Source organism: Pirellulales bacterium (genome assembly GCA_035533075.1).
Taxonomy (GTDB): domain Bacteria; phylum Planctomycetota; class Planctomycetia; order Pirellulales; family JAICIG01; genus DASSFG01.
On record DATLUO010000194.1, the window covers coordinates 107,506 to 133,940 of the forward strand.

The 26,435-nt window shown below is 63.1% G+C and carries 21 protein-coding genes; 14 read left to right on the forward strand and 7 right to left on the reverse strand.

From position 1 onward, the window contains the following. Positions 1-2 precede the first annotated feature (2 nt). The 3 genes from VNH11_25240 to VNH11_25250 are packed head-to-tail and all read left to right on the forward strand — an operon-like array spanning position 3 to position 8,068. The gene (locus tag VNH11_25240) at positions 3-4,286 is read left to right on the forward strand and encodes a M56 family metallopeptidase (GenBank protein HVA49696.1); all 4,284 of its coding nucleotides are present in this window, start codon (positions 3-5) and stop codon (positions 4,284-4,286) included. 4 nt (positions 4,287-4,290) lie between these two features. After that, positions 4,291-6,744 (forward strand): DUF1549 and DUF1553 domain-containing protein, encoded by a 2,454-nt coding sequence (locus tag VNH11_25245; GenBank protein ID HVA49697.1) that lies wholly within the window; start codon positions 4,291-4,293, stop codon positions 6,742-6,744. 13 nt (positions 6,745-6,757) lie between these two features. Then, complete coding sequence (locus tag VNH11_25250; protein HVA49698.1) at positions 6,758-8,068, forward strand: DUF1501 domain-containing protein; 1,311 nt, start codon at positions 6,758-6,760, stop codon at positions 8,066-8,068. A gap of 155 nt (positions 8,069-8,223) precedes the next feature. Here the strand turns inward: VNH11_25250 and VNH11_25255 are convergent, their stop codons facing one another. From VNH11_25255 to VNH11_25265, 3 genes are read right to left on the reverse strand one after another with little or no spacing between them, the layout of a single operon-like run. Next, positions 8,224-8,532 carry a hypothetical protein gene (locus tag VNH11_25255; GenBank protein ID HVA49699.1) on the reverse strand — a complete coding sequence of 103 codons (309 nt, stop codon included), beginning with the start codon at positions 8,530-8,532 and terminating at the stop codon, positions 8,224-8,226. Next, the gene (locus VNH11_25260) at positions 8,510-9,247 is read right to left on the reverse strand and encodes an Rpn family recombination-promoting nuclease/putative transposase (GenBank protein HVA49700.1); all 738 of its coding nucleotides are present in this window, start codon (positions 9,245-9,247) and stop codon (positions 8,510-8,512) included. The genes VNH11_25255 and VNH11_25260 overlap by 23 nt, the downstream gene beginning before the upstream one ends. Positions 9,248-9,273: 26 nt before the next feature. Then, positions 9,274-9,939, reverse strand: a complete 666-nt coding sequence (locus VNH11_25265; GenBank protein ID HVA49701.1) for a hypothetical protein — start codon at positions 9,937-9,939, stop codon at positions 9,274-9,276. Between the two features lie 458 nt (positions 9,940-10,397). Here VNH11_25265 and VNH11_25270 point away from each other — a divergent pair, with 458 nt between their 5' ends. From VNH11_25270 to VNH11_25280, 3 genes are all read left to right on the forward strand, one after another. Beyond that, on the forward strand, positions 10,398-11,237 hold the full coding sequence (locus tag VNH11_25270) for an immunity 17 family protein (GenBank protein ID HVA49702.1): 840 nt from the start codon (positions 10,398-10,400) through the stop codon (positions 11,235-11,237). Between the two features lie 4 nt (positions 11,238-11,241). Further along, positions 11,242-12,534: a nickel pincer cofactor biosynthesis protein LarC gene (gene larC / locus VNH11_25275; GenBank protein ID HVA49703.1), complete on the forward strand. Its 1,293-nt coding sequence runs from the start codon at positions 11,242-11,244 to the stop codon at positions 12,532-12,534. A 159-nt stretch (positions 12,535-12,693) separates the two neighbouring features. Then, complete coding sequence (locus tag VNH11_25280; GenBank protein HVA49704.1) at positions 12,694-13,260, forward strand: hypothetical protein; 567 nt, start codon at positions 12,694-12,696, stop codon at positions 13,258-13,260. A gap of 98 nt (positions 13,261-13,358) precedes the next feature. On the opposite strand, the gene VNH11_25285 is transcribed toward VNH11_25280, so the two are convergent. Further along, positions 13,359-13,532, reverse strand: a complete 174-nt coding sequence (locus VNH11_25285; GenBank protein ID HVA49705.1) for a hypothetical protein — start codon at positions 13,530-13,532, stop codon at positions 13,359-13,361. A gap of 220 nt (positions 13,533-13,752) precedes the next feature. Continuing rightward, positions 13,753-14,853, reverse strand: coding sequence for an HD domain-containing protein (locus tag VNH11_25290; GenBank protein HVA49706.1), 1,101 nt, complete (start codon positions 14,851-14,853; stop codon positions 13,753-13,755). 281 nt (positions 14,854-15,134) lie between these two features. Between VNH11_25290 and VNH11_25295 the strand changes: the two genes are divergently transcribed. The 3 genes from VNH11_25295 (at position 15,135) to VNH11_25305 (ending at position 19,037) form a co-directional block, all read left to right on the forward strand. Then, entirely contained in the window at positions 15,135-16,271 is a 1,137-nt protein-coding gene (locus VNH11_25295) for a DUF1559 domain-containing protein (GenBank protein HVA49707.1), read from the forward strand. A 103-nt stretch (positions 16,272-16,374) separates the two neighbouring features. Continuing rightward, positions 16,375-17,832 carry a DUF1570 domain-containing protein gene (locus tag VNH11_25300; protein ID HVA49708.1) on the forward strand — a complete coding sequence of 486 codons (1,458 nt, stop codon included), beginning with the start codon at positions 16,375-16,377 and terminating at the stop codon, positions 17,830-17,832. Next, a complete protein-coding gene (locus VNH11_25305; protein HVA49709.1) occupies positions 17,829-19,037 on the forward strand; it encodes a class I SAM-dependent rRNA methyltransferase in 1,209 nt (402 codons plus the stop codon). The genes VNH11_25300 and VNH11_25305 overlap by 4 nt, the downstream gene beginning before the upstream one ends. Here the strand turns inward: VNH11_25305 and VNH11_25310 are convergent. Together VNH11_25310 and VNH11_25315 are read right to left on the reverse strand one after the other, a co-directional pair. After that, the gene (locus tag VNH11_25310) at positions 19,030-19,512 is read right to left on the reverse strand and encodes a hypothetical protein (GenBank protein HVA49710.1); all 483 of its coding nucleotides are present in this window, start codon (positions 19,510-19,512) and stop codon (positions 19,030-19,032) included. The two genes, VNH11_25305 and VNH11_25310, sit on opposite strands and share 8 nt — an antisense overlap. After that, on the reverse strand, positions 19,502-19,924 hold the full coding sequence (locus VNH11_25315) for a hypothetical protein (GenBank protein ID HVA49711.1): 423 nt from the start codon (positions 19,922-19,924) through the stop codon (positions 19,502-19,504). Before VNH11_25315 ends, VNH11_25310 begins: the two co-directional genes overlap by 11 nt. A gap of 104 nt (positions 19,925-20,028) precedes the next feature. Between VNH11_25315 and VNH11_25320 the strand changes: the two genes are divergently transcribed. The 5 genes from VNH11_25320 to VNH11_25340 all read left to right on the forward strand — a co-directional run bounded on the left by VNH11_25320 (position 20,029) and on the right by VNH11_25340 (position 26,435). Next, positions 20,029-21,288, forward strand: a complete 1,260-nt coding sequence (locus VNH11_25320; GenBank protein HVA49712.1) for a VCBS repeat-containing protein — start codon at positions 20,029-20,031, stop codon at positions 21,286-21,288. Between the two features lie 61 nt (positions 21,289-21,349). Further along, positions 21,350-22,480: a hypothetical protein gene (locus tag VNH11_25325; GenBank protein HVA49713.1), complete on the forward strand. Its 1,131-nt coding sequence runs from the start codon at positions 21,350-21,352 to the stop codon at positions 22,478-22,480. Between the two features lie 97 nt (positions 22,481-22,577). After that, positions 22,578-23,186, forward strand: a complete 609-nt coding sequence (locus tag VNH11_25330) for a hypothetical protein (GenBank protein HVA49714.1) — start codon at positions 22,578-22,580, stop codon at positions 23,184-23,186. Continuing rightward, positions 23,159-23,698 carry a hypothetical protein gene (locus VNH11_25335; GenBank protein HVA49715.1) on the forward strand — a complete coding sequence of 180 codons (540 nt, stop codon included), beginning with the start codon at positions 23,159-23,161 and terminating at the stop codon, positions 23,696-23,698. Before VNH11_25330 ends, VNH11_25335 begins: the two co-directional genes overlap by 28 nt. A gap of 262 nt (positions 23,699-23,960) precedes the next feature. Beyond that, positions 23,961-26,435: a DUF1553 domain-containing protein gene (locus VNH11_25340; GenBank protein ID HVA49716.1), complete on the forward strand. Its 2,475-nt coding sequence runs from the start codon at positions 23,961-23,963 to the stop codon at positions 26,433-26,435.

Consider the following 26,435-nt stretch of genomic DNA (forward strand, 5'->3'; position numbering starts at 1 on the left):
CAATGGTCAGCTCACAACAAATCGTCGTCAAGTGGATTGAGTATGCCGCGACGGGAGCGGTGCTGCTCCTGGCGGCCCGTCTCGCTGTCGGACGTCTGCGGCAGCCCACCGACCGGATCAAGCTGATTTTGATGAGCTTCGTCGTGGCGGCGGTCATCCCCGTGCTCGTCAGCCTTTCGCGAGTTCCCGCCTGGCATTTGGGAATCATGGTGGCGGCCGACGCCGAGCACCGTTCGCCGCAGGCAAAAACATCGGCGTCGCTTCCTCTCGCTCTAGCGGCACCGCCAGAAATGCCAGCGACGAGCGAGATTAGCAGGCCCGCGGAAGGCATTGCTGCGAATGACTTACGGCCCCCGGTCCGCTCCAATACTGACTCGCCGGTTGGCACACCGCCGAGCAAGTTCGACGTTTGGGTTCCGATGGCGATCGGACTGCTGATCGCGCATGGTTTTGCGACGGCTTGGTTCCTTGCAGAGCGGCTGATCGGCGTCCGCTGGCTGCGGCGGATGGCGGCCCGAGCTGTTCCAGCCACACCGGCTGTCCGCGCCGTATGGGCGTCGGTCGCCGGAGGGCGCGGCGACGCAGTGCGGTTGCTCGTTTCGAACGACGTCGATACGCCGCTGACTTATGGATTTTTGCCGCCAACGGTCGTCATTCCGGAGCCGATTGCCGACGGCGATCAGATGGTCCTGCGGTTCTGCCTGGCGCACGAGTGGTCGCACGTGGCCAGCGGTGACGTCGCCATGTGGCGGCTGGCGTGGCTTTGCCAATTCGCGCTCTGGTTTCAACCGCTGTTCTGGCGCATGCGGCGTGAGCTGCGGTCGTGCCAGGATTTTGTCGCCGACCATTGCGCGGCGGGCGCCGGCCGCGACGCCGTGGAGTATTCGGAGCTGCTGTTGGATTTTGCCCGGCAGCGAATGGGCCGGCCCGTTGCCGGGGCGATCGCCCTTCTCGACCGATCGAGCCAGCTTTCACGCAGAGTCAAAATGCTACTCGCTTCGCCGATCGCTTTGCGGTCCCGCTCGCCGCTGCTGTTTTGTCTGGCGGCGGGAAGCCTATTACTCGTTGGCGCTATGCTCGTCAGCACCGTGCGCCTCGACTCCGTTCACGCCGACGATGCCGACCAGCCCGCCAGTTCAGAAAAAACCGACAAGACGCCGTCGCAAGAGCAAGCTGCCGCTGAGAAGCCCAAACAGGGCGAGACACTGCACTACACCGGCGTCGTGCTTGACAAGGACAGTGGCAAAGGCATTCCCAACGCCACGGTCGTCGTTCGACGATCGAAGTACTCGTCGGAGGAAAACACCATCATCGAAGAGACGCGGCACAAGACCGACGCCGAAGGAAAGTACTCCTTCGAGATTCCGCCGGAACAGGTTGCCGTCTCCGCGCTGTACATCGAGCTGGACGTGGAGCACGACGACTACGCGGCGCAAAAGGGGTTCGGCTACGCGCTCTCGATGATCCGCAAAAACGAAACGCTGGGCGAACGCCCGTTCTTCGAAAAGGTCGAGCTGCGACCCTCCGACCCCGTCACGGGCACGGTCGTCGATCCCGACGGCAAGCCTCTCGCTGGCGTGAAGATTCAGGGCTATTCGAAAGCCAACGCGTCCGACTTCCGCGATTACGGCTCGTTCACCGACACTCTCACGGACGACGCCGGCAAGTTCCGCCTGCCTCTCGTCAAGGGCGGCGTGGGCGTGTTCTGGGTGTTGCCGACGGAGTATGCCAGCACGTCGCGAGCGGTCGACAAAGAGCGCGGCGACGTGGGAGAAACCCGGCTGCGGCCGGGCGTGCGCGTGTCAGGACGCCTTTTGAACACTGAGGGCCAGCCCGTCGCCGGCATTCCCGTGAACATCTACTACGAGGGTGGCGGTAACGAAACGGTCAACAATCTTCCCGTGCATAGCTCCATCGAGCGCAGTACCATCACGGACCGCGACGGCCATTTTGCGTTCGATCCGCTGCCTACTGGTGAATACCGCGTTATCCCGGAAGAGCACCGATCTGATCCGATCATCCGCGACCGCACCCGCTATGAAATCCCCGGGGTCTTTTCGCCCATGAAGGTGACGATTCAGGAAGGCGTCGCCTGCGCTCCGATCGAGATTCAGGCCTCGCCATACGTCCTGTTCAACGCGCAGTATCTCGACAGCAAAGGCAACAAAACGCGAGGTCACGAGGTCCACGTCTTCGGCCGCATGGACGGCCAGTTCTGGTTCGGGCAGGGGCGTCCCAACTCCGAAGGGACGATCTCCATGCGCATTCCGCACGGGATGGACGTTCAGCTCAATCTCTCGACGAACGAGCACGGCGCATTGCGGTTCCGCCGCGGCAAAGGCAAGGACCTGGAGAATAAACAAAGTCGCGTTGAAATGGGCACTTTGAACGACGACGTGGAAGAGTTCGAGATCATCCGCTACGTGGCGCCGATCGTGTTGGTCAATGCCGCCGATCCCGACGGAAAGCAAGTCAAGGACTTCCGCGTGACCGCGGCCTATCCGTGGGGCAAGCAAGAATACATTCTCGAAGGAGAGCAGCGTTCCGATTTGAGCTTCGAGCACCAGAACGACGGTCGCTATCGAACAAGCCAGATGCTGCCGGATGAGGACGTGAAGTTTACCGTCACCGCGCCGGGCTACGAAGCGGCCAGCGAAACCGTGCGGCTGGGCGAAGGGGAAACGAAGGATCTCGTGCTGACGCTGAAGCAAAAGGATGAAGCCGCCAAACCAAAGGCGGCCCAGTCCACCACGCTTCGATACTCGGGCGTGGTTCTCGACAAGGAGACCGGCAAGCCCATACCGGACGCCACGGTCGTGGTTGGGCGAGCAAAGCACACCCAGCAGGAAGAGGAAGACATCGGCGAAACGCGATACATGACGGACGGCGATGGCAAATACTCTTTCGAGATCTCTGCGGAGGAGCTGGCCATTCCGGGGCTATACGTTTGGGCGAACGCCGAGCACGACGGATACATCGAGCACGGCGACGGCGCATTGCTTTCCCTCATTCGCAAGAACGAAAGCCTTGGCCAGCGTCCGCCCTTTGAAAAGCTGGAGCTGCGCCCGGCCGAGCCTGTCGTGGGCACGGTCGTCGCTCCCGACGGCAAGCCGCTCGGCGGCGTCAAACTGCGAGGATACACGGACATCAACCGGTTAAACCGCGAACGTGGCAACTGGGTTGACGGCACCACGGACGAGGCCGGCAGATTCCGCTTGAACTTCGTCAAGGGCGGGGTGGGCATGATCTGGGTCTTGCCCACCCAATATGCCAGCACTTCGCGTGTCGTCGACAAAAAACGTACCGACCTGGGCCAAATCCGTTTGCGGCCGGGCGTGCGCGTGTCGGGACGTGTCTTAAGCGCTGAGGGAAAGCCGCTGCCGAAGATTCCGATGACGATCACCTACGGGGGCGGCGGGGATGAACCTGACAGCGGAATCCCTAATGTCGCGACATCGACTTTCCTCCGTCGTACTGCCCTCACCGACGACGAGGGCCGTTTCGCCTTAGATCCCGTGTCGACCGGCAACTACCGCGTCACCCCGGAAGAGTACCGCCTTGACCCCATTGTGGATGACCAAACTCGCTATGAAATCCCGGGCGTCTTTATGCCAGTGAGCGTGAAGATTCAGGAGGGTGTCGCTTCAGCACCGCTTGAAATCCAGGCATCGCCGCACATTCTCTTCAATGTGCGGTTCGTCGACAGCAAAGGCGCGCCGGCACGTGAGGACGAGTTCTTCTTGTCCGGAATCCTGGACGGCGAGTCCTGGCACGACACGTGCCTTCCAAACGCTCAAGGAATGACGACACTTCGCGTTCCGCACGGAGTGCAAAACGCGACCGTCCAATTCGTCCCGACGGAGTTTGGCTCCGTGCGGTTCCGCCGTGGTAAGGGCAAACCTTTGGAAAATCACGTTTTCCAGGCAAAGCTCGGCACCTTGAACGACGACGTGGACTTCGAGGTCGTCCACTACCGCGCACCGATCGTTCTGGTCAACGTGGTGGACGATGACGGCAAGTCCGTCAAAGGTTTTCATGTGGCCGCCGCATATCCGTGGGGCAAGCAGGTCTATACCCTTGAGGGCGAGCTGCGCTCCGATTTGGCCTTCAAACGTCAGAGTGACGGCCGCTACCGAACGGTGGAAATGCTGCCCGACGAGGACGTGAAGTTCACCGTCAGCGCGCCCGGCTACGAAGCGGCCAGCGAAACCGTGCGGCTGGGCGAAGGGGAAACGAAGAATCTCGTGCTTACGCTGAAGAAAGTTGTCGAAGCGACGATGGACTAACGAAATGGCGATCCGCTATTGGTTGACCCTACTGGCCACAATACTGGCAAGCGCGCAAAGCCTGCCGGCTCAACAACCGTCGACCGGATCGGCGACCGTCGATCCGCCGGTCGTGGAGAACGTCGATTTCGAGCGGCATGTGGCGCCTCTTTTTAGCCGGCTTGGCTGCAATTCCGGCGCGTGCCACGGAAGGACCGAAGGGCAAGGCGGCTTTCGGCTGAGCCTTTTCGGAGGGGCGCCGGCGAAAGATTATCTGGCGGTCACGGAGCAGGAATCGCGGCGCGTCGTTACCGAAGCGCCCCACGAGAGCCTGATTCTCGCGAAGCCGTCGCGGCATGCCGACCACGAAGGCGGTTTGCGCATGCCCGACGATTCGTGGCAATATGCGGTCGTTCGTCGCTGGATTGCCGACGGAGCTCGCCACGTTGCCGGAAGCGGCGAGGTCCGCAGGCTTGTCATAGGTCAGGCTTTCCAGCCTGGCTTGGAATCGTCCGTGCGTGGGCGTCAGACTGGAAAGCCTGACTCACAGACGACACTGTTCAAGCTGGCACCGCGCGACGCCTTGCGCTTGCGTATCACGGCTGAATTTGCCGATGGCACCGTCGAAGACGTTAGCGCTTTCGTGGAGTTTCGGTCGATTGACGAGGCCGTGGCCACGGTCGATGACCATGGCCGGGTAACAGCGGTCGGACCAGGATACGCTTCGATCGTGGCCTCTTACCTCGGCTCATTCGCCCATGGGCCGCTCGTCGTCCCGTATCCGCCGGCTGAGGAGTCGCAGCCGCGCCTGCCACCGGCCAACCTGATTGATGAGGAAATCGACCGCCGACTCGCCGCGCTGGGGCTTGCCTCGTCGCTACCCGCGTCTGACGAGGAATTCTTGCGGCGCGCCACGCTGGACGTGCTGGGAACCGTGCCAACCGTCGACGCCGTTCGCGATTTTCTGGCCGACCAGGATCCGCTCAAGCGGGCCCGCGCGATCGACCGGCTGCTGGCGCACCCGCGGCGGGCGGCCGTGTGGGCCTCGAAGATGTGCGACGTCACTGCCTGTAACGTCGACACGATGGAACCGCCCGAGGCGCTGCGGCCCAAGCGGGCCAAAATGTGGCACGACTGGCTCCGCCGCCGCTTCATCGACAATGTTCCCTACGACCAACTGGCCCGCGGCGTCCTGTGCGCCACCAGCCGGGACGGCGAGCCGATCGACCGCTGGATCGAGGAGGAGGCCGAGCGAGAGGCGGCAGCCCTGGCGTCGTTCGACTCCGACTATGCGCGGCGCCCTGGTCTCGATCTCTACTGGCGGCGCGTCGGCGCGGAGGGTCCTCCGCCCGTCGAGGATCTGGCGGAGCTGACCGCCTCGGCGTTTCTGGGCCTGCGGCTGCACTGCGCTCGCTGCCACCATCATCCCTACGATCGCTGGTCGCAGCGCGATTTCGCCGGTTTTGCGCAGATTCTCGGGCGGGTGCAATTTGGCGCCTCGACGGCGTTGCGGAGCGAGATGAATCGCCAGCTCGAGGCCCGCCGGCAAAGGCGTGCTTCGGGTGCAACGTATCCGACGTTACCGCGGCTGCGGGAGGTTTACGTCAGTGCCACGGCACGGCCCCTGATCGACGCGGCGCCCGAAGCAAGCGCGCCGGCGACCGCTCCCGGTGGCCCGGTTCTGGCGGACACGTCGGATCCGCGCCAGCCGTTCGCCGCTTGGCTCACGCGGCCCGACAATCCCTTTTTCGCGCGCAGCTTCGTCAATCGCGTCTGGGCGAAGTATTTTGGCGCCGGCCTGGTCGAGCCGGTCGACGACATGTCGGCCTCCAATCCAGCCCGTCATCCCGCGCTGCTGGAACGGCTCGCCGCGGAATTCGTTCACTCGGGCTACGACATCGGCCGACTGGAGCGGCTGATCTTGTCGTCGAACGCCTACCAGCGTTCGGCGCGTGCGGCGGGCAACAACGCCGCCGACTCGCGGAGTTTTGCCCGTGCCACCGTGCGCCCATTGCCGGCGGAGACCTTGATCGACGCGTTGAACACCGCTCTGGAAACCACGGAAGATTTCGGCCCGGACGCTCCCGCCGGCAGCACGGCGCACGAGGTCGCACCGAACCGCTTGTCCGGCACCAACCTCGACACAATCTTTCGGCTGCTTGGCCGCGGCGCTCGCCGCTCGCTGTGCGATTGCGACCGGGCGGCCGGACCCTCGATCCGCCAGCCGATCTTTTTGATGAGCGATCCAAGTGTCCTCAAGAAAATCGCCGGCGGACGGCTTACTCGGCTGCTCGACGCAGGCTGCGACGACCGGACGATAATTGCGGAGCTTTACCTCGCGACACTCACTCGTTTTCCCGACGAAGACGAGCTTGAGTTCCTGGCATATCGGGTTTCCACCGCCCCGGATCGACACGCGGCCTTTGCCGACGTGCTGTGGGCGATTGTTAATACGCGCGAGTTTTCAACCAACCATTAATCGAGGAATTGTCATGCTCCGCTCGAATACGCCGTGTGAATCGCGGGCCGATTCTCGCCGCCACTTTCTTCAAATTGGCACAGCCAGTCTGGCCGGCCTGTCGCTCAGCCGGGCACTGAGGCTCAGGGCCGACGAACCCTCGCCGCGCTCTCCGCGGGCGGCGAACGTGATCATGCTGTTTCTCACCGGCGGACCTTCGACCATTGACATGTGGGACATGAAGCCCGGCGCCCCCGAATCCATTCGCGGAGAGTTTGGGCCGCAGCAAACGTCCGTGCCCGGCATTGAAATCTGCGAACATCTTCCCCGTCTCGCGCAAGCAATGAAAATAGCGACGCTGGTGCGGTCCGTCTCGCACACAATTGCGGAGCACACGCAAGGGCAGAGCTATGTGATGACCGGCAATGCTCCGTCGCCGTCGGTGGCATATCCTTCACTGGGATCGCTGACGTCGCACCTAGCGAGTTCGAACAGGGGCATGCCTGCCTACGCGACCTTGGGAAACGTGCCTGCGGCGTCGGCGGGCGATCTGGGCGTCGCGTTCGACCCCTTCACCATTGCGAGGGTCGGGGGGCAATCGGAGGAGCGGCCGGCGGACTCCATCGGCCTGCCCGACGGCTTCTCATCGGAGGATCTCGCCCGGCGAATGGCGATCCGCGAGCGGATTGATGGCCGCCTCAGGGGCCATTCCAAATCGGAGCTGCCGGCGCAGCTCGATCGCTTCCAGGCGGAGGCGGCCGACATCCTTCTGTCGGACAAGGTCAACCATGCGCTCCGCGTGGAGAGCGAGCCTGAGTCGGTCCGCGAGCTTTACGGACAAACGAGCTTCGGGCTGCACGCGCTGGCCGCACGGCGTTTGATCGAAGCCGGGGCCCGTTTCGTAACCATCGGGTTTGGCGATTGGGACACGCACCTCAACAACTTTACGCGATTGCGGCAGACATTGCTTCCGCAGCTCGATCAGGGGCTGGCGGCCCTGCTCACCGATCTGGACGACCGCGGGCGGTTGAACGACACGATCGTCTATTGCGCGGGCGAATTCGGCAGGACGCCATCCGTGAACCCGGCCAGCGGACGCGACCATTGGGCGCGGGCCATGACTTCGCTCGTGGCCGGTGGGGGATTCCGCCGAGGTTTTGTGTACGGCGCGACCGATGACGAAGGAGCTGAGCCGACCGACGGCTTGTGTTCGCCGGACGACCTGAGCGCGACGATTCTCCAGCGGCTTGGGTTTGCGCCGGCGCACACCGTTTTGACCCGTAGCGGCCGCCCCATCCCGATTTTCAAAAACGGCAATCCAGTGCAGGCATTGACTTCCGGTTAAGACGACGCGCGGGAGCAACAGCCACTGGCCGCGGCAAAAGCCAAAAAAGAGCCGCATCCTTCAAAGGAAGGCACCCGCAACGAGCTCGGCGGGGGCAAGGTGGGAAAGCCTGACCTACCTACTGCTAGCAGTTCGGAGATTTTCGTCGCGGACCGTCAAGCATGGTTTGTAAGCTTCATCTGCAGGTCCGCTTGCAGGCGGGCCCAGACGCTTTCCAGTTCGTCCCACGAGAGCGTTTGCAACTGCTCCAACGGCGTGACACTCTGGCCTAGCGACTTCTGCAACGATTGGATGTCCGCGCGCCGCGTCGAGGCCCGACCCTCAGCAAGCCCTTGCTCAAGCCCTTGCTTCAATCCCTCGGCTTGCGCGGCCTGCTTGGCGCTGGTCACCTCGGCGGAAATATCACGGCGCATTTTCAGCCGCGACTGGTAAAGTTCACGCTCACGATCGGTTCTCGAAATCATAAACAGGTCTTCCAACGCCCAACGAACCTCCGGCGCGTCCAGCGGCTCGGGCACCGCCTGCGGGTCGAGCTGTTCGCCATGCCGCAAGAAGAACAGGCCAGCGGTCCAGCGGCGTCGTTAATTCGTCGATTCCTTTGTTGAACTTCGGCAATTCCAGGATATGCATTTCCATCTGATCCGTAAAGAGGGTCTGATGGCGGCGTTCGCGCAGCTCAAAGGTGAGATGGTAATCGTCCAGCTCGGGAAAGAGCGGTGTATCGACAAAGCACACGGCGATGGTGGGCCTTAATGCCGCGTAATCTTCGCTTTCGTGCAGTTGGTCCTGGTGCCGCCACGCCCAATAGTCGAGCGATCGCTGGCGAAAAACGCCGGTAGCCAGCATTTGCATCTCGATATAAAACTGCCGGCCGCTTTTGTCGCGCGCCTTGATATCGACGATCGAGAGCTTGTCATCCGGTGCATCGTTTTGATTGAACGGCGTCACGATGTGATCGACGCCGACTCCGTAGTTGCTGATCACGCGGACGCCGGGCAAGCGATCGAGCATGGCCCCATCGAGCCGCGGATGCCCGTAGGTGTAAACGGCATCGACCGTCTCGCGGCTTCCTTCAAGGGCGACTTGCCAGGGGAGCCAGGTTACACGTTCGCCGGCCAAATCGAGAATGTCGGCGGCCAAGGGCCCGTCGGCCACGACGCGTGCAGTAGTTGTTGGCATGAATGCGATTAACGAGTGAAACGGCGTTACCGTCCGAGCAGACCGAAAAACAATCGCCGCGGTTCCGCAGGCGAAGCCTCGTCCGGTTCGTTCGCCGGTGCGTCGTCGTCCTCGTTCAGCGAAGCCGGCAGGTTCACTTCCTCGCCGGCCTCACTCTCGGCGCCCCGGTAGTAGGCGTCGTAGTCGCCCGACCGTCCGTCGGCCGGCGGCGTTGCGGGAGCGTCGGTCGCGGCCAAGGGCAGCGGCAGACGCTCGGACTTCTTATATCCGCCCCCGTTGTCGTCCTTGTCGTCTTTGCCCTCGACTTTGACACAGTGCCCGCACACGCAGCAGTATTCCTCGACCACCCACTTATAGTCGGGCACCTCCTTGGTGACCTCCGTCTTCACCAGCTTCTTCCGTGAATGCACCTTCGCACACGTCGGTTGCCAGAGAATCGTGCGGTGACGATGACCGTGGCCATCGCACTCGACCTTGACGCCGCGTTTTTTGCTGGGTCCGGGGATGCAAAAGTCTTCGCATTCCGTGGAGTATTCGGTCGTGGTTTCCTTCTTTTTGCCGCACTCCAAGCGGCAGATTTTTTTGCAGTTCCGCTGGCAGCCGCAGTGTTCGCAATAGTGGCCCGCGTTCGCAACAGCGGCGCTCAACAAGACAGCGGTCGCCGCCAAGAAAGCATGGCGGATGCGCATCATGATGTTTCCCCGATGTGGTACATTTTGATTTGGCTGACTTTTCGGTACATCCGCGCTCGATGGCGCCATTGGATTTATCGGATCTTGCGACGCGCCGCCGCATGCGACGTGTCGTACACGTCACCGAGTCCGCACTGGGCATAACCCGCATAATCGTTCAGGGTCTACAGCAGAATCATGGTAAATTTACCGTGACCGGCAAACTCAACCTGGTGCTTTGCCAGTCGTCCATTGAGAGACGGCGCAAACGCGTCGTAGGGTGGGAACCAGCGAGCTTGCGAGCGCCGTCCCACCATCGTTAGGCATCGGATTGTTTGTCCTGACGCCTGACGTCTGACGCCTGAAACCTGACGCCTCAAATCGGTGGGCCGGCGCTCGCAAGCTTGCTGGTCCCACCCTACAAAGAGCCAGGAGGACGCACTGGCAAGCGTGCCGGCGGTTTGCGATAATCTGTCTGGATGATACTTCGAATCGAAGGACCGGATGCGATGTTGGGCATTTTCGGGGTGATTGTGCTGGTCTTGGGTGGCTTTTCCGCCGGAGGAGCCATCTTCGATTGGCCGTTCCTGTTCTCCGACGGCTACCGCGAATACAACTGGGTGCGCTCGGCGGGCCGCGAGGGTGCCCGTGGCATGCTGATCTTGTTTGGCGGCATCCTGGTGGTTATCGGTTTCGTGGCGCAGGTCGTCGACGCCGCTTCGCGCATCTCGCTTCAGGCCGGACGCGGCATCGGTCCGGATCGCTTTGCACAATCGGCCGAGCAAGGTGCGGCGGTCGATGAGTCGTCGAAGGAGTCGGGCGCCGTTGCGACGGTCGCGACAGCGCCGGCCACGGCACCGCCGCTGGTCGCCGGTCCTACGACGGGCAAAGTCGAGCCGCCATCCGGCGCCGGAACCGCCACGACGGTCTCCAAGGCTCCCACGGCGAGCACCGCGCCGGCCTGGCAGCCGCTGACCATCTTCGAACCCGAAGCCGTCCCGCAAGAGAGCGACACGCTGTTGGTGTTAAAGTACCGCTTCGAGGAAGGGCATCGACCTCTGGCCGGCGGTCATTATATCTGGGTCATCGACGTGCTCGATAAGACCGCGGAAGTGGAATACGACGCCGGAGCGATGCAGCAGGAGGGACAGTTGACTCACATCGTCCGCGCGCCCTTCGTACAAAGCGGGTTCGACCGGACGTGGTCGACCTCGATCGTCGTCGAATTCGACGGACGACGCCAGCCGGCATCGAACACCCTGCACATCGCCCCCGGCGAAGAAGTGCGCTCGGTTCCTCCGCCCGCCCCGCGGCAATAGAATCTTGCCGGATTTTGTTGCGAATGAGATTCGCTATGGACAAACGGGCGGGCAATCGCGAAACTCGACAGCCTACGGCGGCAGCCAAACTCAGCCGGACAAGGCGAAACACGACACTGTGAGAATTGCTTATCTCGACTGCTTGAGCGGTATCAGCGGCGACATGACGCTGGCCGCGCTCGTCGACGCAGGCGTCGATCTGGCGGCCATCAACGCCGGCATCGACTCGCTGGGGCTGCCCGGCGTGAAACTGACGGCCAACGAGGCGAAGCGCAAGGGCTTCCGCGGCCTCCACATCACCGTCGAACACCCGCCGGAACACGCCCATCGCCATCTGCACCACATCACCGACATGATCGACGGCAGCACGCTGAGCGGCCGTCAGAAAGATCTGGCCAAGCGCATCTTCACGAAGCTCGGCGAAGCGGAAGCCAAGGTTCACGGCACGACGATTCGCAAGGTCCATTTCCACGAGGTCGGGGCGGTCGACTCCATCGCCGACATCGTCGGTGCGGCGATCGGCTGGGACCTGCTCGCCGTCGACCGCATTGCCTGCTCGCCGGTTCCCACCGGACACGGGACCGTGACCATCGCCCACGGTACGTGCAGCATTCCCGCTCCGGCGACGGCCGAGCTGCTGCAAGGCATCCCTCTGGCGGAGTCGCAGGTGGCGGCGGAACTGACCACGCCCACGGGCGCGGCCATCGCCGCGACGCTCGTCGATCAGTTTGGCCCGCTGCCCGCGATGACGATCGACCGCATCGGATACGGCGCCGGAACGCGCGACCTGGAACAGCAGCCGAACCTGCTGCGGCTGTTCGTCGGCGAGTCGGCCGATGGCCTGGCGGCCGATCAGGTGTGGGTGCTCGAAACGAATCTCGACGACGTGTCGGGCGAAGTCATCGGTTTCGCCACCGGCAAGCTGTTGGAGGCCGGAGCGCTCGACGTATACACCACCGCCATTCAGATGAAAAAGAACCGGCCGGGAGTGACGTTGACCGTGCTCTGCCAGCCGTCCTTGGCGGAGAATGTGGAGCGGATTTTGTTTCGCGAGACGGGCACGCTCGGCGTGCGTCGCTGGCCGGCCAGCCGACACAAGCTGGAGCGAAAGCCGCACCAGGTCGAGACCGAGTTCGGCCCGATCGACGGCAAGCTGGGCTGGATTGCCGGGCAGGAGCCGAGTTTTTCGCCCGAATATGAGTCGTGCAGCCGGATTGCCCGTGAACGGGACGTGCCGTTGCGGGACGTGTATGAAGCCGCGCAGCGGGCGTGGCAAGCGGGCGTAGGGAGTGGTTAGTGGTTAGTGGTTAGTGGTTAGTGGTTAGTGGTTAGTGGTTAGTGGTTAGTGGTTAGTGGTTAGTGGTTAGTGGTTAGTGCCGCGCAGCGGCTCCTCCAACTATCCACTACCCACTATCCACTCACCACTGGTCAGTGGGCGGACAACGGACAAACAAGGATGTTTCTTCTTGGCCAGATTGAAGGCACGACCATCCTTTTTCTGGGCGGCCTTGCGCTGACGTGCGGAGTGCTGCTGTTTCGCACGCACCGGCAACTCGCCGTGAGGCCGAAAGCGGAGCTGCCGTCGCCGTCGGGCTGGTCGCAGTCTCAGTCTGAGCCGCGCCCGGCCCATCGCCTTGACGCGCCGAAAGACCTGCGGCGCTGGGAAGTCGAGGCACACGGCCTGGCGCGCGAGTTGAACGCCCAGCTCGACACGAAGATCGGGATTCTTGAGGAGCTGATTCGCCAGGCGACGCGGCAAGCCGAGCGGCTGGAGGCGGCCATCGAGTTGGCGGCAGCCGTCGCTCCGCAGGCAGCCGCCGAGAAGAAAACGCCCGTCGAGCCGAGCGTTTTGCGGATCGACGCCGCGGGAACGCGGGCAGGCGCTTCCGCGGCGCGGCGCCAGACCGAAATCTACGCCTTGGCCGACCAGGGCCTCTCGACCCCCGCCATTGCGACTCGCATCGGCAGCCCCATCGGCGAAGTCGAGTTGATCTTGGGCCTCCGCGGTTCGCTGAAAGCGTGAGTTCGGCCTGACCTGCTTGGTTTTCCTTCACGATTCATTCGCAAACCTTCTTCCAATTGCTCGACGAACCGCCGGCGCAACTCGACGGGCTTGATGACCTACACCTCTCGCTGGCTGCAACCGAGTTCACGCGCCAGCGACTGCGGCGTCCGGCGTCCGCGGCCGGCGAGCAACTCCAGCAGCTTTAGCATTCGCAGGAACTTTTCAGCCTGTTTCGTCCGCCGCTCGGCGTCGGTCCGTTTGCGCTCGAAGCTGATCGTTTGCCGGGTCATCTGGGACAGCATAGCATGGGGCAGCGCAAATCTCACGCCCCCGCGATCGTTGACGTTGTGCCGGTTTTGTTCCAGGCGGATTCGTCCCGTAGGGACGGCGGAGTTTAGCCGTGGGCGCCAACCTTAAGTTTAGCCAACTACCGCTGCGTTCTCGTACGGCCAAGCCATCCCGGCCAAGCTCTGCCCCAGCCACCCTTGCGTGCCACTTGTGCAAAAACGTTCAGCCGCACGTGTCGGACAATTGACGCACGTAATCGAGGGCTTCTTCGAGTTCGGGCACGGCCACGCCCGACGCGCGGCCGTGGCGGTCGCAACGGCCCAGCAAGATGAGCGTTTCGTAATCCTCGTGCTCGGCGAGCCGCTTTCTGGCGCGCTGCCCGAGGCTGCCGTCGAGGACAGCGTGGGCTTCCATGTGGTGCTCAATCAACCAGCGTGTGCGGTCGGTAATGAATCCTTCCAGGGCCTCCAGCCCGGCGGCCACGTGGTCGTGCGGGTCGATGGCCTTGCCGACGTCGTGCAGCAGGGCGGCCAGCAGGAACTCTTCGTCGTAGGGCAACTCGTGCGACGCCAGATCGTACACCTGCAGGCTGTGATACAGCGCGTCACCTTCGGGGTGATACTTGGGCGACTGCTTCACTTGCTCCAGCGGCAACAGCAGCATGTGGTAGATCTGGAAGCGGTCGACCTGGTTCTCGGCTTCGGCCAGGGCGTCGTCGAGCGCCAAGTCGGGATACTCGCGGGCCAGAAACTGCTCCAGCTCGGCGATGCTGGCACGCTCGATCGGCTTGCCCGTCACCGAGCTTTTGAATGCGAAATGGGCCATGTTCTCGGCATAGACGGTCAGCTCGAACCTGAAACGATCGACGACGTGTACGTGGGTGTAGATGCGTTCTTCGCCCTGCTTGCGCACCTGTTTGCGTTGGACCGTGTAGCCCAAGCCTTCCCGCTCCAGCGCGGCGGCGACCGCTTCGATGCTGTCGGAAAAAACGTGCAGGTCGATGTCGCTGCCGCGGCGCACGTGGCCGGTGAGCGTGCTGCCGATCAGCCGCGGCCGGAAGGACCGCAGAAGCCGCATCATTCTCAGGGCCGCGATCCGCATGTCGCGGAGATTTTCCAGCCGCCGCTGGCCCTCATAAAGCCGGGCAAAGACCTGGATCTCGTCGCGGATCTCCCGATTGCTGGGCAGATCCTTGGGCTTCACCCAGCCGCCCATGCGGCGTGCGGCCTTGAGTTTTGCCCGGTAGTATTCCGATTCGACGCGCTCGTACATCAAGCGGGCAGCTTCCCAGGCGATTTGCTGCCGGAGTTTGCCTTTGGACATTCGCTTCTGGTGCGCCGAGACAAGGCCCATCGAAGCGGCGCCGGGCCGGTAGCACGCGCGGACCACAACGGCCCGGCACGCTTGTTAGACAATGATATGCTTTCCGAAGGAGAAGTTCCAGCCGTTGGCAAGGCGGCGCTGAGGCCGGTCCTACCGCCGGGGGCCATGAAATCATTTGAAACGGGGAGCAAGTTCGCTATCATGTCCTTCAGGCAAGATCGCGTTGAGGGCAGCGGCGCCCCCGTGCAAGCGGTTTCTTTTTTCTGCGAATCGAGGGCTTCATGTCATATTCACGCACGCTCGTTGCGGTAGGTGGCTCGGTTGCCGTGGCAATCCTTTGCGGCTGCGGCAAGTCGCAGCCCAATAACCCGGCGGCCGCGCCGGCCGGCTCCGGCGTGACCGAGCTTGGCACGGGCGTATTCCAGCCGAACACCGCAGCCAGCCCGGCTCCAGCAACGACTGCCATGCCGCCCGCGACCGCGTCTGCCGGCGCCATGCACGCCGGGCCGGTTGTCAACGGTGCCGTAACCAGCGGCCCCGAAGTCAACGGCCCCGCTGGGACGGGGCCCGTGGTGACTGGCCCCGCCGTAACGAGTTCTGTGACTGCGGACCCGGCCACCACGGTGCCCGATGCGATGCCGGCAGGCACATCGGCAGCGGGCAGTTCGGTCGCGCCTCGGCTGACCCAGGGCAACGCCCCTTCGGGCGCGATGGCTTCCGGCGATCTGTCTGCCTTGTCCGCCGCGGCGAATCAATGGCGGTTGCAAGGGGGCAAACTGGCCGGCGTGAAGCGATTTCAAGAGAAGTCGGTGGTGGCCGGCTACAGTTGGATGATCGATCTGCTTCCCTACCTGGGGCATAGCGATCTCTATAACCGCTTCGATTTCAATAAGGGATGGCACGAAGAGGCCAACATTGAGCTGACGTGCCAGGTCATTCCGGCGTTCATCGACCCCTCGAATCCGAACCGCAACATGCAGATCATCGGCGCCAAAGACGTGATCGGGCCGGCCTTCACGCACTATGTGGGCATGGCCGGCGTCGAGGACTCTCGCAATCGGGTGGCCGCCTCTCTGCCGCGCAGCGATCCGCGGGCGGGCATCTTCGGCTACGACCAGATCGCCCGGCCCGAAGAGATCACCGACGGCGCCGGCAACACGCTGATGCTCGTCAACGCCGGAAAGATCGTGGGACCGTGGGCATCGGGTGGCGGCGCCACCGTCCGCGGCGCGCGGGCGCCCTATTTCGACCCGATCACCGGCTTCGGCCCGGCCGGCGACCCCGGCGGAGGCGCGGTGGTGGCCCTGGCCGACGGTTCGGTCAGGCGGATCTCCAAAGACATCGATCCGGCCGTGTTCCGGGCATTGTGTACGATTCACGGCGGCGAGACCGTCGATCTGCCGGCCCATGCGCCGTAGTGGGATTTTGGATTTTCGATTTTGGATTTTGGATTGACTAGCAACGAAATCCAAAATCCAAAATCCAAAATCCAAAATTGAAGGCCGAGGGGGAAACAAACCCGTGCGATCCTATACCGTCGTCATTGTCGCGTTGCTGTCGCTGCTGCTGTCCACCGCCGCGGCGCGGGCGGATTTCGTCGAATACATCCTGCCGGGCACCACGCTCCGCGTTCTGCTGCAAGGCAAGGCCACCGGCCTGCAAGGCGGAAATATGTCGCTTCAGCATCCGTTGGGCACACTCTATTTCGATCTGCACGACTGCAAGATTCACCCGGTGCCCACGCTCAACCAGCAGTACAAGAAACGTCTTGTCGCCGGCCAAAACAAGAAAGACGCCGCGGCGATGTTCCAGGCCGGCGTTTGGGCGCTGAAGCACGGCATGATCAAGGAGTACTACGAGGCCGTGGAAGCGGCGTTGGAAGTCGATCCCAAGAACGCCGAGGCCAAACGCATCCTGGCGCTGCGCGATCAACTGCACAAGCCGCTGCCGCAGCGCGACGGCGAAGCGGAAGCACTGCGAAAGTTCGTCCACCGCAACGAAATGAAGTTCGCCACCAGCGACCATTTTTCGCTGCTGTACGACACGCCCGACAAACCCGATAAGAATGCCCGTAGCAAGAAGCCTCGCCATCAGCAGCGGCTGGAGCTTTTGGAACGCGTCTACGAGAGCTTCCTGCTCACGTTCTATTCGCATGGCGTCGACCTGGAAGTGCCCCAGCAGCGGCTGCAGGTCGTGCTGTTCAACAACTACGCCGATTACAAGGACTTTTCGACCCGGCTCAGCTCCGAGTTGATCAACGCCTCCGGTTTCTATCTGCCGGAACAGAACATCAGCTTCTTCTTCGACCACGGCTCCAGCGCAAAGTTCAAAATGCTGGACAAGCTTTCCACGACGCTCAAAGACGCGGGACAACGGGCGGTGAAGGCCAAGGCCCGCGGCGCCAAAAACATCGTGCGCTTGGCCAACACCGTCGAGTTGCTCATCGACATCGACCAGGAAAGCCAGGACATCGAAGTGGTCAGCCACGAGGCGACGCACCAGATGGCGTCCAACACGGGCTTGTTTCCGCACCAGGTGCGGGTGCCCAAGTGGGTCCACGAGGGGCTGGCCGCGTATTTCGAGTCGCCCAACGACGGGGCCTGGAGCGGCATCGGCGCGGTCAACGAACTGCGGCTCAAATACTACCGCGCGTTGGAACCCGACCGCGAGCACTCCAATCTCAACTTCATCGTCGGCGACCAGATTTTCGATTACGCCCGTTCGCTGGGCGCCATGTTGCACGGTTATGGCCAGGCCTGGGCGTTGACGCACTTTCTGGTCGAAAAACATTTCGACGACTTGATGCGGTTCTATAAAGCCCTGGGCGAGCTGCCGCCCGACATCGACTTTACGCCCGACGTGCTGAACCCGCTGTTCGACCGCGCGTTCGGCGCCGACCGCGGAGGGCTGGACCAGGAATGGCGGTCGTACATGCGTTCGCTCAAGACCGACGTCGAGGAAGTGCTGGGGGCCAAATGACATCGACCCAAACGGCGGCCCGGCTGGTGCTCAAGCCGCGCAAAGCCCGTCCCTTCTTCGGCCGGCATCCTTGGGTGCTCGATTCCGCGGTCGAGCGGACCGAGGGCGGGCCGGCCGACGGCGATGTGGTTGACCTGATCTCGGACCGCGACGAGTGGATCGCCCGCGGCATTTACAACGGGCAGAGCCGCATTCGCGTGCGGCTTTACACTTGGCGGGCCGACGAGCCGCTCGACGAAGCGTTCTGGCGGCGCCGCATCGCAGCCGCGCTCGCCCTGCGCGAGGGGCTGCCCGACGGCGCCGGCACGACGGCGGCGCGGCTGGTGTTCAGCGAAGGCGACGGCGTCAGCGGGCTGATCGTCGACCGTTACGCCGATTACCTGGTCGTGCAGGTCTCGGCGCTCGGCATGGCGTCGCGGCTGACGCTGTTGGTTTCGGTCCTGGCCGAGCTTGTCAAACCGCGCGGCATTCTCCTTCGCCACGATCCCGATGTGGCCAAGCTCGAAGGGCTGCCGCCGATCGTGGGCGAGGAGTTGGCCTGGGGTGAATCGCCCGATGGCCCGGTGTTCATCGAAGAGCACGGTCTGCGTTACGGCGTCGATCTTTCAGCCGGGCAAAAGACCGGCTTCTTTCTCGACCAGCGCGAGAACCGTCGCGCGGCCGCCGGCTATCTGCGCGGCCGGCGCGTGCTCGACATGTTCTGCTACAGCGGCGCTTTTTCGCTTTGCGCCTCGCGGCTGGGGGGTGCGGTCGACGTGCTGGGGATCGACTCCAGCCCGAAGGCGATTGCCTTGGCGAAGGCCAACGCCGAATTGAACGAGGCGGCCAACGTGCGGTTCGAGTGCGGCGACGCTTTTCGCTCGTTGGAATCGTTGGCGGCCGAGGGGCGGCGGTTCGGCGGCATCGTGCTCGATCCGCCCAAATTCGCCCGGCGTCGCCAGGCGGTGGAAGAGGCGTTGCGGGCCTATCACAAGCTCAATCGCCTGGCGGTCGACCTGTTGGAACCCGACGGAGTGCTCGTGACGTGCAGTTGTTCGGGCTACGTGACGCGGGAAGATTTTCTGCATACGTTGGCAGAAGTCGCGGCCCGCAGCGGCCGCGAGATACAGGTGCTCGAGCAGCGCGGCGCCGGCGCGGACCATCCGATCAGCGCCACCTGTTTGGACAGCGAGTATTTGAAGTGTTTCATTTGCCGGGTCACTTAGTTTTCTTGCGGGGTCGCTTTCTCTTCAGGAACGCGGCGACCTCGCCGTAATCACCGCCGGCAACAGCTTCGGGAGAAGCATGGTCGATGTCTTCGAAGTCGCCCAATTTGCTGCTCCATAGACCATTGCTCTTTTGCCTTGCTGCGTGGGTCCAAATGCCGCCAATCGCATAGATCGCTATTTTCTCGAACCCCGGCTCGAACATGCCGTCGCCGCATTGCTCGTATCCAAGCCACTCGAACAGCTTGATCAGCGAGCCGACGTCGCCGCCACGCATCACCTCCTTGGGCCAGAAATAGGGCTTTTGATCGCCCCATTTTTGGGTGGCGACTCCCGCGGCCCAAGCAACGCAGTTGTAACGAAAAGTTGCGGGGCTGGTGACCTTGTGATTGCCGCTGTTCAGCTTCGGGCAAGAATCGGACAAGGGTCGCAGCCGTACCGGCGTCTTCAAACGTTTCCGGCGCTTACCAGTCATACCCCCGGCTCTTGCCCCAATCGAGCCAGGCTTTCGCCATTTTATTGACGGCCCCATAAGAGGATTCCGGGACCGGATCCGCGCCTGTGATTTGCTCCAACGCTGCAAACCAGTCGCACGGGGCGGCCGCCAGATCACGAAGTATCAAAGGCACCGCCGGTTTTCCCATCGCAATGATTGCTTGGTAGGCCGGATGTCTGGTCTTTTGAGAGATGTTGGAGAGATGCCCCGTCGCATTCTTCCACTCGGCCGACAGTCGGTTAAACTCAGATTGCAGTTGTCCGTTCGCGTCACCGCGTGCCGCGCCGACGGGCTTCAAGGTAACGCTGACGCGTTGACCATCCGGCAAGCCCAATTCCCCCTCAAACTGGATGCTGTTGCCACGAACAATACCGGTGTAGGAAGCTGGCATAGGTAATAGATGTCGATGTTGGTGTTCGCCGTGCCGCGAATAAGCTAAACTGAACGTCGATCGAGAAGTCGTTCGCCCCTCAGTATAAACCCTGAGACGCCCGCATGAAACAAACAGGATTCGCTCGACGGCGCGTCTACGGCGGTTTTCTCGCGGCCGGAGCTTTTGCCGCCGGCTTGACCTTGTCTGCGCGAGGCGACGAACCTGGGCCGGCGGCGGCACTATCGGAGCCGACTCCCGTCGAGGTCGGCGGCACGCCCATCGACATCGAACAGGGCGGCCTGGCGCCCTACTTTGGTGATTTCGACGGCGATGGTTTGCCCGACCTTTTCGTCGGCCAGTTCGACGGCAAGCTGCGCATCTATCCCAACCGGGGCACGAGAGAACGTCCGCGGTTCGACGATTTCCAGTGGTTCAAGGCAGGCGCCGCGGGCGAAGCCGCGAAGGTGTTCCCCGGCCCCAACGACGGCGGGATTGGTGGTTCCGTCGGCTTTGTGCCGCAATTAGTCGATTTCGAGGGCGACGGCCTCCTCGACGTTCTTTCCTGCACCGGCAACGGCGCCATCGTCGTCTTCCGACGCCGGAAAGACGGCTCGTTTGCCGAAGGCGAGAGTTTGAAGCGAGCAGACGGCCTGGAGATTGTTGGTTTGCCGGGCGCGGCAGCTCACGCCGCCGATTGGGACGGCGACGGCGGTCTCGATCTGGTCGTCCCGGTCCAGCCAGTAGGCTTGGGCCTGTTGCGCAACACGGGCAGCCGCCGGCAGCCAACCTACGGCCCTGCCGAAGCGTTCACGGCAGACGACGACCCGGTCTACACGTGGTCCGGCAGCACGGCGCCGGTCATGGCCGATTGGGATGGCGATGGCCTGCTCGATCTCATCGTCGGCGCCGGCGACGGCAGCGTCACATACTATCGCCACGCTGGCGCGGAACAGGCGACAACGGTTGAGGACGGGAAGGAGTTGGTGCCGCCGTTCTTCTTCGACGAAGAAGAGCAAGTGCCCAAGCCCGGCCGTGGCGCGCGGCCTTGCGTCTGCGATTTCGACGCCGACGGCCGGCTCGACCTGCTGGTCGGCGGCGTATGGACATCCGTAGTGACACCGGAAGTCAAGCTTTCCGAGGAGGAGCGGGCCCACGACGCGGCGTTGGAAAAGAAGCTCTCCGCCCTGTCGAAAAAATTCTCGGCCGAGCGCGGGGCGCTGGACAACGAGACCGGCTCCGCGCGAGAGCAGCGGCTGGCAGGCCTGCGCGTGATCGGCAACCAGATGCGCTCCATGCGCCGCGAGCTTACGAGGCCCCCGCCCAAGCCGATCGTCGCGCCGCACGGTCAAGTGTGGGTCTATTTGAGAAGCAACGATTCGTAGATCCGCAGGGTGGAGCGAGCGGAGCGAGTCCTGCCGCCGACGAAAGATGAGAGATTGAGAAATGAGAGACGAACCATCGCGGCGACCGCTCTGGAGGTGGCACCGCACGACGGGGGCGGTGGCCATCGTGGCGGCGGCCGTGCTGATCCTGATGAATGCGGCCCCAGGTACGACTCCCGGTTCTCTCCAACGGTATGGCGACGTGTATGGCTGGCCGCACGAGTTCCTTAACCGCGACACTTCTCGAATGTGGCTTTTCCGAACCAAGGGCCGCGTAGTTGAATTCCGGGGCGGAGAGCTGGCCTTTGATCTGGCCATCGCTCTGGCAATCATCCTGGCGGCAGGCGCCCTTTGCGAGTATCGCTGTCGCCACGGGCGAAAAACGGTGTGGCAGTTCACGGTCAACGAGATGCTCGTGGCAGAATTGGCTCTGGGCGCAGGCTTCGCATGGATCGTTTTTCTGCACCGTTGGCAAGACGCCGCGCTGGAGCGGTTGCGCTGCAGTTTTGACGTGCGATACGGGCTTCCCGCTTCGGTCCGTCACACGATTCCCTATCTGTCCGGCGGCCGGCTCAAGCCGCTCGATCGCGTCATCTCGCTGCACATCATGGGTGGAGAGCGCGGCGACGACTATTTTGAGCCGCTTCGGCAGTTTCGAGATGTCGAACGGCTCGAGATCGAAGCGGATTTTACCGACGGGGCCCTGAAGCATGTCGCGTGGATGACGAATCTCGTGAGCTTGAAACTGCAAAGTCGGAGCCTGACGGGCGATGGTCTCGGATTTCTTACCGCTCTGCCGCGGCTGCGGTCGCTGCAACTGTCGGCGCCAAACCTTTCAGAGAAGGGCGTCAGGCAGTTGTCACAGCTTGGCAACGTGGGATTGGAGCTTGAGCTGCGCGGCCCGACGGTCACGGCCGCCCATTTAGAGATCCTTGCTCATCTACGCGTTCCGTGGCGGCTCACGTTGTCCGATGTTCGGCTGGATAACGAAGCCCTGGCCTCGCTGGGACGACTGAGGAACCTGGAGATGCTCATGCTCGACGCGGGAGCGATCGACGACGCCTCCTTGCTGCCGCTAGAGCGCCTCAGCGGTCTTGTTGTGCTCAGATTGACTAACCCTCGACAAATCAGCCCCAAGGCGTATGAACGTCTTCGGGCACGCCTGCCTGGCTGCCAGGTTCTTCCATACTGATCCGTCGTTACGCCGCTATGTGCATGACGTTGGAAGTGGCGAGAAGCGCCTCGAAATCGCCGGCAACCTTCTGGGCGTCTCTGCGATGGCGTTCTCTATGGATGCGAAACGACTCTATGCGGTTGACCAAAGCCAGAAGGCGGTCGTTAGCGTCTGGACTACCGACGGAGGCCGCGAGCTCTTGTCGTTCGATACGTTTACGCGGCCAAAAGATACCGACGACCTCCTTCTTGGATCGGTGCCCCCGACGATTGCCGCGTTGAGCTTCTCGCCGGACGGCAGGTTCTTGGCCGCCGGTATGGACGAGCGGCCATTTCAGTCGAAGGCCGGCAAGATCGTGATCTGGGACGTCGTTGCCAACCAGCCGGCTCGTTTCATCGACGAAACCCGCGGAAAGCTGCAAGGCCTGGCATTCACGCCCGACGGCAAGCAGCTCGTGGCCGGAGGCCATGTCACCATTCCAAGGGAGCAGTTCGGCAAGCCGTATCCCGCGCAGACCGTGCGCATGGTTCAACTGCGCGTCTGGGACGTGGCCGGCGGACAACTCGTGCGCGAGCTGGCGACGCCCGACAAACAAGCCGGATACGGTCCAATCGCCCTGTCAAAAGACGGTCGCACGCTCGCCGCAGGCTGTAAGGACAAGATTTTGATCTGGGATTTTGAATCGGCATCGGTTCGTTGCTCGATCGGCGTGCCGCAACGCTGATCACCCGGCAGGGCCGCGAGATCGTCGTTTGGAATGTGAGCCGCGGCGAACCGATGCTGACGATTCCGGCCGAAGGCGCCGACCGGGGCGGCAAGATCGAAGTTTCCAAAGACGGCCGGTTCTTGGCCGTCAACGATCTGCTCCGTATGACGGACCCCGGCTGCGGCGACATCCGCGTCTTCGATCTGAAGGCCGGGCGTCGCATCGCGACGTTCGACTCCGGTCGAGGCCGTGCCACCGCCTTCGCTTTTTCGCCCGACGCCCAATACCTGGTGACCGGCATGAACGACGGCACGGCACTGGTCTGGGACCTGAGCCCGGAAACGCGACCTGACCAGCCCGCGAAGGTCGGTGGTAGTTCGCAGCAACGGTGGTTGCTAGGCGTGGAAGAAAAGACCTACGCGCGTTGGGAGGGCGGCCGTTCGCTGCCGACGAAGCCGGCGAATGCGCTGATTCGGCATATGTTTAAAGCCCCTGAAGTGTTTGTCACGCGCGCCGCCGAACGAGAATGAACTCGTGGGCCGAGCGAGTGAATCGCACCGACTGGCAACTAAGGCGGACGTGCCAGGGCGAAACCTCCCGTTGGGGCGACACTGCCAAGTAAAGGAGCCCGACGTGCATAACTGCCCGCCAGTCGCCTTGCTTGCTCCACGTGCGCTCCCGCAGTAAGCTCAATCCCGACGGCACACGTTCAAGGAGGCAGGCCGTGCAGTATAGCTAATCCCGAGCAATCAGCGTGTTGTGCCAATGGCGGATCATCGAGTTGAAGCAGCGTTGTTCGGTGCGGTTTGGCTGACGTTGTCGGCCATCGGACATACCGCGCCGCCGCGCGACGATGACGAAACGTTCTTTGAGACCAAGGTCCGGCCGGTGCTCGTCGGCAAGTGTTTCAAGTGCCACGGCGGCGATAAGGTGTCGAGCGGCTTGAAGGTCGATCGCCGTGACTCGCTGATCAGGGGCGGCAAACATGGCGCGATTATTGTGCCGGGCGAGCCCGACAAGAGCTTGCTCATCGATGCCGTTCGGCGGGGCCAGCGCAAAATGCCGCCCGATGAGCCGCTGTCTGCCGACGCGGTGGACGCTCTCACTGAATGGGTCCGCCGCGGCGCGCCGTGGCCCGAACAGACGTCGCTTATCGCCGATGGCGAGCGGCAAGCAAGGCATTGGGCGTTTCTGCCGGTCCGCGATGCGACGCCCCCGGAAGATCCTACCGGCTGGTCCGATCAGCCCATCGACCGCTTCATCGCGCCAAAATGGCGCGAGCTCCGCATCGAGCCATCGCCGCCGGCCGACCCGTTGACGCTCGTCCGCCGGGCCTACTTCGATCTGATCGGCCTGCCGCCCACGCCGGAAGAAGTCGAGGAGTTTGTCGCCGAGGAGCGTCCCGACGCCTTTCTTCGGCTGGTCGAGCGACTGCTGGCGTCGCCGCACTATGGCGAGCGCTGGGGCCGACATTGGATGGATGTGGTCCGCTATGCCGATACGGCGGGCGACAACGCCGATTATCCCATTCCCGAAATCCGCCGTTACCGCGATTACGTCATCGACGCCTTCAACAGCGACAAACCGTACGACCAATTCCTCCGCGAACAGCTTGCCGGCGACCTGCTGGCGGGGGAGGCGAAGGACGGTCCGAAGCTCTACGCCGAGCGCGTGGCGGCCACCGGCTATCTGGCCCTCGCGCGCCGTTACGCCACCGCGCCCTACGAGCTGTGGCACCTGACGCTGGAAGACGCCATCGATACCACCGGCCGGGCCTTCATGGGACTCACGCTCCGTTGTGCCCGCTGTCACGACCACAAATTCGATCCGGTCACCACGGAGGACTACTACGCGCTCTACGGCATCTTTGCCTCGACGCAGTTTGCCTGGGCGGGGGCGGAAGAACTGCACTCGAAGGGATTGTTCCGGCAGCATTTCGTGCCCTTGACGCCGCCCGAGCAGGCGGCCGGGCGGCTGGCCGCGTGGCAAGAGGAGCAGCGGAAGCGCGAGGCGGAGATCGACCGGCTGGCCAAGGAAGATCCGGCCGCGGTGCGAATCGCAGAACTGGATGCGGCGATCAAAAGCAAGAAAGAGCAGTTCGCCGCGGCCGGTCAAAGTGGTACGGCGGCCAATGAGTTGGCCGCACTGGAAAAAGAGCGTTCCAAGACGGACGGCGAATTGCAAGCGAAGCTCAACCCGCTGCGGACGCAGTTGCGCAACCTGCGGCGGCCGGGACTTCCGCCCGACTTGCCTGGCGCTTACGCCGTCTCGGAGGGAGCGGTGGTCGAGACCCGCGTACAACGCAGCGGCGATCCGGCCAATCTCGGCGAGGTGGTGCCGCGCGGTCCGCCCGCTTTCTTGGGCGGCCGGCCGTTCGATCTGCCGGCGGGATCCAGCGGTCGGCTGCAACTTGCCCAATGGCTTACCCGGCCCGAACATCCGCTCACGGCACGGGTCATGGTCAACCGCGTGTGGCAGCACCATTTCGGCAAGGGGCTGGTGCTCACGCCGTCGAACTTTGGATTACGCGGAGAACCGCCGACGCACCCGGAGCTGCTCGATTGGCTCACTGCCCGATTTATTGAGAGCGGCTGGTCGGGCAAACATCTCCACCGGCTGATTCTGCACTCGCACACGTGGCAGCTTTCGGTCAGCGACGATGAGGAAGCGGTGGCAAAGGATCCGGCGAACCGCTGGTATGGCCGCCACGACCGCCGCCGCCTGGAGGCCGAAGCCATTCGCGACGCAATGCTGGCCGTGTCGGGCACGCTCGACCGCATGCGCCCCGATGGCCACCCGTTCCCCGCGGTCGGCGAGTGGGGCTGGACGCAGCATAATCCCTTCAAGGCGGTTTATCCGTCGAATCATCGCAGCCTGTACCTGATGACGCAGCGGATCCAGCGGCATCCCTATCTGGCCCTGTTCGACGGTCCCGACCCGAACACCTCGACCGATGTGCGGACCAGCGCCACCGTGCCGCTGCAAGCGCTGTGGCTGATGAACGATCCGTTTGTCGCCGAGCAGGCCGCGCGTCTGGCCGACCGCTTGCTGGCGTCGGCCGGTGATGATCGCCAGCGAGTCGATCTCGGTTTCCGCCTGGCTTTTGGGCGGCACTGTCGCAGCGAGGAATGCGAACGGGCAGTGACCTATCTCAACCAGTATCTGCGGCAGTTGGCGGCGTCCGGCGCGGCGGCCGACGCGCGCGAGGCCTGGGCAAGCTATGCTCGCATCCTCTTGACGGCTAACGAGTTCGTCTACCTGGATTAG